Origin of the sequence: Ligilactobacillus salitolerans (assembly GCF_003864415.1) — a bacterium.
GTDB classification, from domain to species: Bacteria; Bacillota; Bacilli; order Lactobacillales; family Lactobacillaceae; genus Ligilactobacillus; species Ligilactobacillus salitolerans.
The window spans coordinates 1-11,725 of the sequence record NZ_BFFP01000022.1; the positions used below are offsets into that span (position 1 = coordinate 1).

Genomic DNA, 11,725 nt, shown 5'->3' on the forward strand with positions numbered 1-11,725 from the left:
AGAAGCTAAAATCTAAGTGAATACACGGAAAGGGTACTGGCGCAATGCGCATAGTAAAACACTGTGTATATCCATAACAAACAAAAGACTGACACAGCGAGGACTATTAAACATGTCCCAGTTGTATCAGTCAATTCAAGCAAAAGCTTAAGTTGTTGAACCGCCGTATACGGTTCCGTACGTACGGTGGTGTGGGAGGTCGATAGTGTGAACTATCTCCTACCCGATTTCTCTGATGAATCAATGGTATTAAGTCCATTCGCTTTTCTTTCGTCACAAAATCAATTAATTTATTAGCCAAATCTTGATTCCAACAATAATCATCGCGTCGTCCTAATAGTGGCGGCGGCAATTCAATAGTATTGTTAGCTAAGATTTCAATTCCATTATTTGATAAGAAAAAAAGAGCTTGAGTAACAGCATACGGTCCTTGAACCTCAAACCAATGGAGTGTATCTTCAAAAATTGATTTTTCGTAACGTCGATGAACATTGGGGATATAGCTTGGTTTTAAATAATCGCTCCACCAGCGACTAATTACCTGATAAGTGGTATCACTATAAAAATTAAGTTCTGTACTAACAAAGCCTCGAATTAAATTTGTTAGTGTTTCTTTTTTAGTAAGATAGGCAATCGTTATAAAAAGGTCATTCGCAGTATCTTTTCGTGTTTCAGCTTCTAGTCTTATTTGTGGGGCCTGTTTCAACACCACTTCACGCTCAACACCGCTTAAACCCATAGCTAGTTCTTTGCCTTTTTCGTAAATACGAAACATACATTCAGAACCACGTGCTCCGATTACTTGTGTTTTTGAGCGGGTTCTTTTATCAAACTCACTATCATAAACTGTATTTGTACGCCCTTTGGATAAGAATTGTTTACGACTGACTTTGCCAATGATTAGATCTATATCGAAGAATGTTTTTTCATTGTAATCATCAAGTGCTAGGTCAAGTCGTTTGACATCAAAGCTTATTGAGGAAGAACTCGCTAAGTCAATGATACGCAATGCTAATTCTTGGAAAACATTCCGTTGGGAATTCTCGGCAAGATTAGCCCATTCATACATCGTACAGGCCTGACCACTCATCACTAATGTTCCTCGTCCAAGCTGTTTACTTTGATTTTCGTAAGTATAGTAGCGAATGGGTCCGCAAGTATACATAACGTCATAATCCTCATGCTTTAAAGTAGCATCTTCCACAGTCACACAGTCTAAACTAATCTGAAGAATGTCAGTATAAACTGTTGTCCAAGCTAACCCCTGAATCACAATTTGAAACCAATCAATTTTTCCTAAAACATTATTTGAGATGGGTTTTGGTTGTATCAATAGATCACCTCCTAAAATTGCAAATTTTTACAAAATACCTACTGCTTGATAGATCAGTCATTGAAATAGGTATTTCATGTTTTTGCCACTAATATTTGTATTGTTTTAGGGTGCTATTAGTAAGGCACCCGTTATGCCCTTTAGGCGTCACTTATGCCGCTGGCAGTGACGCCTAAGGGCTACTTTTGCTTTGATAGGTTAATAACCAATCATGGACAGCTTTTTTGCTGTAAAAGACCATGCCGCTTTCAAGCCTAATCTCTGGGCAACCATGTGCTACCCATTCTTTAAGCGTGTTAACACTGATACCAAAATGACTTGCACAATATTTTTGTTTCACAACATCGTTGCTATTTCCTGCGCTGTCAACAGCTTCTTTAATCATCAAAAATACACGTTCATTGGTTTCAGCTTGCCAACGAGCCATTGTTTCCTCCATGATACCCATAGTATCACCTCCTAAATAGTTTACTATGAGAACTAATAGTTACATTTTGTAAACTATAATGATCTCAGATATAGTATATCATCAATAAAATTGTTGTCAATTAATATCTTTATGTATTATTTGACTGCTTATAGTATTACAAAAGTTGACTTTCAGTAATACATCAATTATGATGATGTCATAGGATAATACCTAATACTAAGTTGAGGTGAAATAGTATGATTGAGAACTTTGGATCGAACATTGCACGTTTACGTAAGGAATTTAATATGTCACAAACTGAATTGGCCGAAAAAATTGGTGTACAAAAACAGAGCATTTCAAATATTGAGCGTGGGACACGATATCCAACATTTGAAACGCTTGAGAAATTTGCTAATGTTTTTCACGCAACACCAATGCAATTATTTGGTACACCAAAAGAGGTAGCACTAGCAGATACTCCCGCAATATTGGATCGAATTGATGCATACGACGAGAGAATTAGAACACTGTTTGAACTATCAAAAATTATGGATTCGTACCCAGTCGAAGAAATTAGTAAGGTAGCAAGCGAAGCACAATATATTGCAAACTTCTTTACGCCACATCCTAGTGTGGACGAAGACGGTGTTCCTAACGTTGATGCTAGTGGCAAGGTCGTCATGGAACCAGCACTAGTTGACCGTTTACCACTTGATAAAATAACGGAAGCCGCTGAAAAAATCGATTATATAAACAAAAATGGTAAATAGTTTCAACAGCTGTATTAATTTTTCCTATGCACCCCAACAACATAGGAGGAAAAATAAATGGCAACAATTAAGCAATATTCTAAAAAAGATGGTGCCAAACGTTGGATGTTCAAAACTTATTTAGGCATCAATTCAGTTACTGGTAAACAAGACACGGCTATGCGACGTAACTTTGCCACTAGGCGTGAGGCAAAAGCAGCAATGGAACGTGTTAAAGTGCAATATCAGAATGGAGAACTTGCTTGCCAACAACAGAGTAATGGTGATCTTTTTCAAGAAGTTTTTGACTTATGGAAAGAGAATTACGAATATACCGTTAAAGAAAGTACCTTTGTAAAAACAGTCGAACAGTTTAAAGTTCACGTATTACCAGAATTTGGGCATAAATCAATGAGCAGTATTACGGTTGCAGATGTTCAGAAATTTATTAATCGTAAGGCAAAAACATATGTAAAGTTTCGTGACTTAAAAATAGATATTGCGCGTATTTTTGAATATGCCATTACTTTAGGTATTGTTGATTCTAACCCAGCAGAAAAAATTAGTATTCCTCGCAAGGTCGAAAAAATAGATAAAGTTGAACGCAAAAACTATTATTCGCGAGATGAATTAAAAGAATTTTTAAAGCTTTGTTATGAGCAGCAACCATTTCATATTTTTATGTTTTTTCAACTTTTGTCGGCTTCGGGTTGTCGGCGAGGCGAAATTTTAGCACTTGAATGGTGCAATGTTGATTTTGAAAATCAATGCATTCATATCAAACAGAATTTGGCCCGTGGTAAAGACAGACGACTCTACCTTGATTATCCGAAGACAAGACATTCAAAGCGGACAATCAGCCTTGATTTAGAAACAATGAAATATCTGGATCAATGGCGATCATTACAACGACAAGAAATGTTGAAACTAGGTTTTAATACATTGAGTAACAAAAATCAACTTGTCTTTGCCAACCAAAATAATAGTTTCATTCAACTATCAAAGCCGCGAACTTGGATGTTGCAAAATGTTAAGAAAAATAATCTACGTGAAATAACTGTTCATGGTTTTAGACATACACATGCAACACTGCTACTAGAGGCCGGTATTGCGCCAAAAGTTATTTCCGAGCGTTTAGGTCATGCCTCAATTCAAATTACACTAGACCTTTATTCACACGTGACTGAGAAGATGGAAACGGAAGTACCAAACGTGTTTGCAAAGGTCATGCGTGACTAATATCAAGAGCAATTTCAAGATCAGTCAATAAAAAAAGAACGCCTAATCGTTCAAAACCCATTCAGGTCAACGATTAGAGCGTTCTTAATATTGAATATAGAGGAGAGTACATAATTTATAGCCCCTTATGCGGCAAGGGTTAGAGTGCTGTTGTGCACGCAATGTGCACGGACATCAATTCTGAATACTTTTGGAATTCATAGTTTTAACTTTTTTCTTATGGATTTTATTTAAAATACTTTCAATTTGATTGTCAGATTGAACTTTATACTCGTCAATTAAGTATGAATATACTCGGCTAGTCGTGGTGATATCAGAATGACCTAATCGTTTAGCGATGATGTATAGCTCCACATGATTTGCCAGTAAATAAGCCACGTGTGTGTGTCTGAGGCTGTGGAAGTGGAAACCTTGACGATTTATCGAACAGTCCGTTAAACACTCTCTAAGCGTCTTATTGACCGCTGAAGAGGTGGGGATAGTTTTGTATTGATTCTCGAAAACCATTTCTGTCTTATTTGGTTTTAACTCCTTTAGAATATCCAGCAGATTCTGATTAACACGGATTATCCGTTTTGATGATTCATTTTTTGTATCCTTGAATTGGTGGTCTGTCTCATGCCAAGCTTTGTTAATTGTGATCGTCTTAAAATTAAAGTTAATGTCTTTCCATGTAAGGGCTTGAATCTCACCTAAGCGGGCCCCAGTGTAGAGTGCAGTTAAGATCATATATTTAGCAGTGAAGTGGTGATTAAGTGATTCAATCAGATAGCTGCATAGCTTTTCCATATCCTGAATTGATAGGTAATCAACGCAACGAGTTCGTTTTTTATCATAGACAAGATCAGTACCTTCGACGAAATCTTTATTAATATCACCATCGTATAGGGCGTCTTTAACACATGCGTGGATTAAGGAATTAAATTTGCTGACAGTAGATTTCGCATGTTGTTTTCCAAATTGAGCGATGAATTTGCGATATTTACGTCGATCTAGCTCTTCTATCGGGGTGCGTGGTAAATAGTTCTGGAGTGCATGATAAACTTGCTTATACGTCAATTTAGTACGTTCTGTGACGTTATCTTCCTTGTACGTGGTGAACCAAGACCAAAAGTAATCAGGAAACGGCGTTTTAGAATCGACAGAGGCAAAGCCGCGATCTTTGAGATATTCATTTTCATTAGCGAATTTTTCAGCTTCAGCTTTAAGCTTGAAACTCTTGTTCTTAAAATGGCGCTTATTATCATCGTCAAACCACGATACTCGGACTTGCCAACTATTGCCACGCTTTTTTATACTAGCCATTCCGTTCATTCCTTTCTGTGTTAAGATAGTAAAAGGGCAGAATTGTCCTTTACAATCTATGTAGGCACATCCTAAGCTTTGGCGAGGGCAGGGTGTGTTTTTGTTATTCAGTTAAGTTTTTGTATAATTTTTTTGCTTCCTGGTCATATTTGCCAAAGTCTTTGTTAAAAGAATAATAACTTTCGCCGCTTGGATCAGAAACATATTCAGAATATTCTTTAATCTCTTTGTAGGCCTTTTTATAAGCGTTAAAATCATATGTTCCAGTATCGTTTGCTTTTAATAAAGCGTAGGTACCTTCCAGTTTTTTTACTTCGTCGCTCATATCAGAAATTCCGTCTTCATTAGCATTAACTGCCATAGTAATCGTATCAGTTGGATCGAAGTCTTCGTCATACGAAGTGTTATCTATTGCCGTTTCCCAACGATCTTGAATATCATTTCCAACATCTTCTGAGGTTCCCCAGATGGAAGAATATTCTGCACGAAATTCTTTAGCATATTTTTCAAATTCTTTGTCCTGTTGTGCATATTGATGCTGAATATAAGTATCTATGCCAAAAGACATTCCGCCTGAAACAATCATTATTGTGCCAACAATCAGAGTTCCCAATTTACCGACACGTTTTACAGTTGTCAATTTTCCAGAAATCCCTACTAGCCAAGTTATTGCGAATCCAATCATAATGACAGCTGCAATGATCGCAATAATTACCATAATCCCTTCAAATGCATCCATATTTAATTCCCCCATAAAGTATAATTTGTCCCCATCGGTTTTTTACGTCCACGCGGGCCGGACAAAAGCTTAATATACTGAATAAATTTGATCATCGGCGCATATAAAACACTTCTTAACTTTTTCCTCCATTTGCCTGGGTATTCCGTATAATTCCATAAACTCAATATAATTCCTCGGCAGGAGATCTTCACTCTTACAGTAATCCAATAATAAATTAATTGCTCGTTCGTTAGCAGCAGCTTCAATCTTAGAATGAGCAGTTGCAGTACTGTAATAGAATGTTCCTTCATCTTCATTTAGAACATGCCCGATTTCATGCGCAAAAATAAATGGTAATTCATCTCGGTTTTCCCAATTTAAATTCACAATTATAGATCTCCCATACATACATGATGGAACGTTTTGACCGAAGCTCAAGCTGTTTAAAGTAACAGCAATTTGATGATCAAACGCAAAATCACACAACCACCTAATAATGTCATCCATCAAATTTCCCCTTATTTATTGTCCCCATTCATTAAACGAAAAATTTCTAGCATCTTTTTTCTATCTTCATCCGATAGCGGTTTTCCTTGATAAGTAAACAAGACCGTATCATCATCTAAATCAGCAGATTTTTCTCCACTACCAAGTGGGTCGTCAGTGCGTCCTAGCAAATAGTCAACCGTTACATGAAAGTAATCGGCTACTTTTTCTAAATCTGTACCCTTTGGATCGCTTTGTTTCCATTTGTAGAAGATATTTTTGCTAAAACCAAGTTCTTCTGCAATATTTTGTAGACTTTTATCACGTTTTTTTGCTAAATCTTTTATGCGTTCAAATACTGTCATAGCAACATTTCCTCCATAAATGGAGATAAACAATAATACAAACCGGTAAAAATGTGTTGACTAAATAATCCGAACGTATTATTATTTACTCGTAAGTTATTTTAGTAGATAAAAAGCACTAAAAAAGCAAAGCCTTTAAAACAATAGTTTGGCGACTGGTTGGAATTAAAGGGGCTTAAATAACGTTTATTTACTATGCCTTCATTTTATATGAACGTATAAAAATAATCAATAGCTTTTTATAAATATCTATTAAAATTGCTTACACCTTTACATATAAGAAAGGAGTGAGCCAAATGCCGGAAACATTAACATCCAGGGACAAGATTATTGCTTTCCTGAGTAAGAACGATATTTCCTTCGCGGATATTGCCACGATGTACAGCATATCCAAGCAAGATGTTGGCGATTATTTGTCAGGCCGCAAGAAAAATCCTGCGGCAAATAAGTTAATTATCAGACTGATTTCAGATTTCAAAATTAGATAGGTGGTGAATGAGATGAAGTTATACCAAGCATTAGATGTTCAGAATGGACAGCTTGAATTCTTTTCTTCAGGTAAAGGATTGATCGATGAATTCATTAGACGATATCCCAAGGCAAAAATATCAATGATTAGTTCGAAGCTATGGCACGAAATATGTGATCGTTTTGAGTTTAGTGATTTCAACATTGATGACTTTCAGTTTTATTTGATGGATGAACAGGCTGAGACGGCTGAGAATATGTATCTTGATGGAATCTAGGGTGGTGAGTAAATGACAAATGTTTTAAAAATTAACGATGGCGAGAAGTTGCGAGTTGACTTAGAGCAGAACTTAGCTTTTCTTGTTTCTGCAGACAGCAAGGACGAACTGGGCGAGATCACTGAGATTGATAACGGCTTGTTCGAATACATGGATTACCACAATGGTGAGCTGGTCCAGTTGAGAGCTTCTAGTCGTGGTGAACTGCTAAGTAGATTGCAGAAATTAGTCCATGAATCGCGGTGATTTCCATGCAGCAGATGTTATCCATTCAGCTTCCTGAATCAGAGATCAAAGCGATGATCAGCGAATCTGCCAAGCAGTATTTTGAAGAGTTAATAATTGGTAAGACCTGGACACTTGATGAGTTTAGAAAAAACTGTTGTTTCAATCGTGAACGTGCCTGGGTGACGCTTTACATCTTTTCTGAGTTTGCCGATGAAATCGACTATCGAAAACCTGGTGGGTGGTTGCGACCAAGCAAAGGCAAAGGTTCTGCTTATGGAATATTCGCAAAACCAGCTTGTGAGTGGATAGAGCAGAACAGGGACCGGATTGATTGGGAGGCGAAGATGCCATGACCCCAGGTGAGAGTGTGTTGCTGGTGATCATCGTTTTTCCGCTTATAAAAGCAGTCTGTTACTTGATTGAGAGGTGGATAAACAAATGATGGATGTTTGCATGGCTGCTTTGATCATGTTTCTGCTTGTTTGTGCAGAGCAGTTGGATTATGAGTGGAAAGAAAGAAGGCGAGAACGTGAGCATAGCAATGGTGATTCAAGTTACCATCCTAAGCATTTTGCTGGTGGTGATCCTAACAGCCTCGATAATCGGACTGATTAAGGTCATCCCCGAAATCAATCAGATTTGCAGAGATCTCGAACCAAACGAAAAAAGCCACTCCCGCCAGAGTGACTAGAAAAAAACTAAATTGTTCGTGGTTATTGTACCACATTAAGGAGTGAAAAAAATGTCGATGAAAATCAATTCGCTTGAGATTGAAAACGTCAAGCGTGTTAAATCCGTCAAATTACAGCCCAAGGAAGCTGGTTTGACTATCTTGGGTGGAGATAACAACCAGGGCAAGACAAGCGTCTTAGACGCGATCGCGTGGGCTCTAGGGGGCAACAAGTATAAACCGTCAAAAGCAGCACGTGAGGGATCGGCAGTTGCGCCTAAGCTTCATATTCGTATGAGCAACGGCTTAATCGTGGAACGTGCCGGCAAGAACTCATCCCTGAAGGTTATCGATCCCAATGGTCAGAAGGGTGGCCAGCAATTGCTGAACAGCTTTGTGGAAGAGTTAGCCATTAACTTACCGAAGTTTATGGAGATGAATAACCACGACAAAGCGCAGCAGCTTCTTCAGATTATCGGTGTCGGCGATCAGCTACTGGCTTTTGAGAAAGAGGAAAGCGAAGTATACAATCGTCGCCACGAGATCGGCAAGATTGCTGATCAGAAGAAGAAGTATGCCAATGAGCAGCAGTTCTATCCGGATGCCCCTAAAGAGCCTGTATCGGCTTCTGAACTGATTCAGCAGCAACAGACTATTCTAGCTAAGAATGGCGAGAATCAACGCAAACGTGATCAGCTAAGGCAACTTCAGCAACAAAACAAAAACGAGAAACAGCAATTGCTGCAGCTGCAGGAACAAATCGAGCGACTAAACGCTGAACTTGAGACGTTGAGAGAATCAAACAAGCAAACAGTGGATGACATCTTAACTGCTCAAAAGACGGTCGCCATGCTTCAGGACGAATCAACAGCCGAGCTTGAGCAGAGCATGACTGAGATTGACGACATCAATCGTAAAGTTCGTGCCAACCTGGATAAAGATAAAGCCGAAGACGATGCCAATGAGTACAAACATCAGTATGACCTGTTATCCAAGCAACTTGATGATATCCGTTCTAAGAAAGCTCATCTGCTAAGTGATGCCGAATTACCACTACCAGGCTTGTCCGTTGACGATGGCGAACTGATCTATAACGGTCAGAAATGGGATAACATGTCGGGATCCGATCAACTGAAAGTTTCTACTGCTATTGTCCGCAAACTCAAGCCACAATGCGGTTTCGTACTGCTGGATAAGCTTGAACAAATGGACATGACCACACTTAATGAATTTGGTACATGGCTGGAGCAAGAAAATCTGCAAGCAATTGCCACGAGAGTTTCTACTGGTGGCGAATGTAGCATTATCATTTCTGACGGCTATGGTGGCGTTGATACTGCGACAAACGAAGCAATCGCTGAAGAAGAACCAGCAGCAGAAGCTTCAGACAGTCCTTGGCAAGGGAAAGGAGCATTTTAATGAATATTACAAGCGGAAAGATTCCAAAGGCACAGAAGGTTGTTTTGTATGGGGTGGAAGGAATTGGTAAGACAACTTTTGCAAGTCAGTTTCCTGATCCGGTCTTTATCGATACCGAAAATTCAACTGATTATTTAGACGTTAAGCGTTATGACAAACCGACTAGCTGGCAGATGTTACTCAATGAAGTCCAAGATATGAAACTGAATCGACCAGGTAAAACATTGGTAATCGACACAACCGACTGGGCTGAAGATCTCTGCAAAAAAGCTCTCTGCGCCCAACATAACTGGAAAGCTATCGATTCAAGCGATTACGGTGTTCGTTATGTTGCACTTGGAACTGAGATGGGAAACTTGCTAGATAAACTCTCAGAAGTAATTGATGCTGGTATTAACGTAGTGATCACTGCTCATGCCTGGCTACGCAAGAAAGAAGAACCAGATGAAGTTGGGTCCTATGACCGTTACGAGCTGAAGTTGGAAAAGAAAACAGCGCCAATTGTTAAAGAGTGGGCCGACACGATTCTGTTCGCAAACTACAAAACTTATGTTGTGGAAACTAAGAACAAATCAAAGAAAGGTCAAGGCGGTGCCAGAACGATGTACACCACACATCGCCCGACTTGGGACGCTAAAAACCGTTGGAATTTAGCTGACGAATTGCCGTTTGAATACAAGCAGATTGCTGCAGCCTTTGATCAGGCATTTACTGGCGGAACACAACAATCAGTTCAAACGCAACAGCCAGAACAGCCACCGCTACCACCAGAAACGCCGACTCAATCAGCACAGCAACCGCCGGAAGAAACACAAACTGCTCAGGTAATTGAAATTGACAATGTGATCCCGCAAGGCTTAGCAGATTTGATGAAGATTCAGAGCGTGACTGAAGACGAGCTAATGCAAATTATTTATCAAGGCGGATTTATGCCGCAAGATACACCGTTGGAGAATGTGCCGCAGAGCTTGTTCGAATACATCACATCGAACTGGGATGCTGCTTTGAATTTGTTAAACAACAAAGTTAGAAATTAAAAATAAAGGAGAAATCATAAATGAACAATACAAACAACGAAGTAATCGGATGGGGCGACAGTTTTACTGCCGAAGAAAATGAATTTACGTTGATCTCACCGGGTAACTATCCATTCACTGTCAAAAGCATGGATCGCAAAATCTATGATGGGAGCGGCAAGATTCCTAATGGCACTCCCTACGCTGAAGTTAAATGCGAAGTCACTGGCCCAGAAGGTACCACGTCGATTATCGAACGACTTTACCTGTTAAAACGGATGCAGTGGAAGCTCACACAGTTCTTTCAGTCAATTGGGCAACCTGTTGTGGTCGGTCAGCCATTTCAACCAAATTGGAACACTGTAGTTGGATCTCAGGGTATAGCAGAAGTTGAGGTCAATGAATACAACGACAAGAATGGCAATGCTCAGAAAAACAATCGGATCAAGAATTTCTTGAAACCAGGTGAAGGCACACAGGGACCAGCTGAACCAGTGCAGCAGATGTCACAACAGCAAGCACCACAACCACAAGCTCAACCACAGACACCACCAGCTAACAACGGTTGGAATGGCGGAGCAGCATTTTAGGAAGGGGGACTAAACAATGAAACGCAAAGATATAGAATTTGATGTTTCCCGAGTTGCCTCGGGAGCTTTGCAAGAAAAAATCGATGGTGAAATGAACAAAGTGTTCGCCAATATTCATGATATGAACACCGAAGCAGGAGCTAAACGAACACTGACCGTCAAAATTGAGTTAAAACCAAACGACAATCGTGAAACAGTCGATGTTAAAGCTGATGTTACTGTCAAGCTTGCACCAGTTGAAGGAGTAACCACAACAATGTTGACGGGTAAGAGTTTGGCAACTGGCAAGATTGAAGCTCGTGAATTGAAATCTGGCACTCCTGGGCAAACCTATATCGATGATAATGGCGAACAACGGACAGATACTGGCGAACCAATTGATGTTATTGAAAAAGAAATGAGTAACAAGATTATTGATCTGCAGCAAAAGAAAAGGGGCTAATAAA

The 11,725-nt window shown here is 39.3% G+C and carries 17 protein-coding genes; 11 read left to right on the plus strand and 6 right to left on the minus strand.

Annotated elements, in window-relative coordinates; genetic code table 11:
- Positions 1–130: 130 nt before the first annotated feature.
- Both LFYK43_RS07000 and LFYK43_RS07005 read right to left on the minus strand, forming a co-directional pair.
- A complete protein-coding gene (locus LFYK43_RS07000; protein WP_229717990.1) occupies positions 131–1,333 on the minus strand; it encodes a replication initiation factor domain-containing protein in 1,203 nt (400 codons plus the stop codon).
- 172 nt (positions 1,334–1,505) lie between these two features.
- On the minus strand, positions 1,506–1,718 hold the full coding sequence (locus tag LFYK43_RS07005; RefSeq protein ID WP_420852574.1) for a DNA-binding protein: 213 nt from the start codon (positions 1,716–1,718) through the stop codon (positions 1,506–1,508).
- Between the two features lie 281 nt (positions 1,719–1,999).
- On the opposite strand from LFYK43_RS07005, the gene LFYK43_RS07010 reads away from it, so the two are divergent.
- Both LFYK43_RS07010 and LFYK43_RS07015 read left to right on the plus strand, forming a co-directional pair.
- Complete coding sequence (locus LFYK43_RS07010; RefSeq protein ID WP_124976808.1) at positions 2,000–2,515, plus strand: helix-turn-helix transcriptional regulator; 516 nt, start codon at positions 2,000–2,002, stop codon at positions 2,513–2,515.
- A gap of 57 nt (positions 2,516–2,572) precedes the next feature.
- Positions 2,573–3,733: a site-specific integrase gene (locus LFYK43_RS07015; protein WP_124976810.1), complete on the plus strand. Its 1,161-nt coding sequence runs from the start codon at positions 2,573–2,575 to the stop codon at positions 3,731–3,733.
- 174 nt (positions 3,734–3,907) lie between these two features.
- Here the strand turns inward: LFYK43_RS07015 and LFYK43_RS07020 are convergent, their stop codons facing one another.
- From LFYK43_RS07020 to LFYK43_RS07035, 4 genes are all read right to left on the minus strand, one after another.
- The gene (locus LFYK43_RS07020) at positions 3,908–5,038 is read right to left on the minus strand and encodes a tyrosine-type recombinase/integrase (protein ID WP_124976812.1); all 1,131 of its coding nucleotides are present in this window, start codon (positions 5,036–5,038) and stop codon (positions 3,908–3,910) included.
- Between the two features lie 103 nt (positions 5,039–5,141).
- Positions 5,142–5,777: a hypothetical protein gene (locus tag LFYK43_RS07025; RefSeq protein WP_124976814.1), complete on the minus strand. Its 636-nt coding sequence runs from the start codon at positions 5,775–5,777 to the stop codon at positions 5,142–5,144.
- A gap of 69 nt (positions 5,778–5,846) precedes the next feature.
- The gene (locus LFYK43_RS07030; RefSeq protein ID WP_124976816.1) at positions 5,847–6,266 is read right to left on the minus strand and encodes an ImmA/IrrE family metallo-endopeptidase; all 420 of its coding nucleotides are present in this window, start codon (positions 6,264–6,266) and stop codon (positions 5,847–5,849) included.
- An 11-nt stretch (positions 6,267–6,277) separates the two neighbouring features.
- Positions 6,278–6,610, minus strand: a complete 333-nt coding sequence (locus LFYK43_RS07035; RefSeq protein WP_124976818.1) for a helix-turn-helix domain-containing protein — start codon at positions 6,608–6,610, stop codon at positions 6,278–6,280.
- A 296-nt stretch (positions 6,611–6,906) separates the two neighbouring features.
- Here LFYK43_RS07035 and LFYK43_RS07040 point away from each other — a divergent pair, with 296 nt between their 5' ends.
- From LFYK43_RS07040 to LFYK43_RS07075, 9 genes are all read left to right on the plus strand, one after another.
- Positions 6,907–7,098 (plus strand): XRE family transcriptional regulator, encoded by a 192-nt coding sequence (locus LFYK43_RS07040; protein ID WP_124976820.1) that lies wholly within the window; start codon positions 6,907–6,909, stop codon positions 7,096–7,098.
- 12 nt (positions 7,099–7,110) lie between these two features.
- A complete protein-coding gene (locus tag LFYK43_RS07045) occupies positions 7,111–7,356 on the plus strand; it encodes a hypothetical protein (RefSeq protein WP_124976822.1) in 246 nt (81 codons plus the stop codon).
- A gap of 12 nt (positions 7,357–7,368) precedes the next feature.
- The gene (locus LFYK43_RS07050) at positions 7,369–7,602 is read left to right on the plus strand and encodes a hypothetical protein (protein ID WP_124976824.1); all 234 of its coding nucleotides are present in this window, start codon (positions 7,369–7,371) and stop codon (positions 7,600–7,602) included.
- Positions 7,603–7,607: 5 nt separating this feature from the next.
- Positions 7,608–7,937 (plus strand): DUF771 domain-containing protein, encoded by a 330-nt coding sequence (locus LFYK43_RS07055; protein WP_229717991.1) that lies wholly within the window; start codon positions 7,608–7,610, stop codon positions 7,935–7,937.
- Positions 7,938–8,022: 85 nt separating this feature from the next.
- A complete protein-coding gene (locus tag LFYK43_RS12565) occupies positions 8,023–8,199 on the plus strand; it encodes a hypothetical protein (protein WP_229717992.1) in 177 nt (58 codons plus the stop codon).
- A gap of 127 nt (positions 8,200–8,326) precedes the next feature.
- Positions 8,327–9,673 (plus strand): ATP-binding protein, encoded by a 1,347-nt coding sequence (locus tag LFYK43_RS07060; RefSeq protein ID WP_124976826.1) that lies wholly within the window; start codon positions 8,327–8,329, stop codon positions 9,671–9,673.
- A complete protein-coding gene (locus tag LFYK43_RS07065) occupies positions 9,673–10,710 on the plus strand; it encodes an ATP-binding protein (protein ID WP_124976828.1) in 1,038 nt (345 codons plus the stop codon). Before LFYK43_RS07060 ends, LFYK43_RS07065 begins: the two co-directional genes overlap by 1 nt.
- 20 nt (positions 10,711–10,730) lie before the next feature.
- Positions 10,731–11,279 carry a hypothetical protein gene (locus LFYK43_RS07070; protein WP_124976830.1) on the plus strand — a complete coding sequence of 183 codons (549 nt, stop codon included), beginning with the start codon at positions 10,731–10,733 and terminating at the stop codon, positions 11,277–11,279.
- A 16-nt stretch (positions 11,280–11,295) separates the two neighbouring features.
- Positions 11,296–11,721, plus strand: a complete 426-nt coding sequence (locus LFYK43_RS07075) for a YfdP family phage-associated protein (protein WP_124976832.1) — start codon at positions 11,296–11,298, stop codon at positions 11,719–11,721.
- Positions 11,722–11,725: the final 4 nt, after the last annotated feature.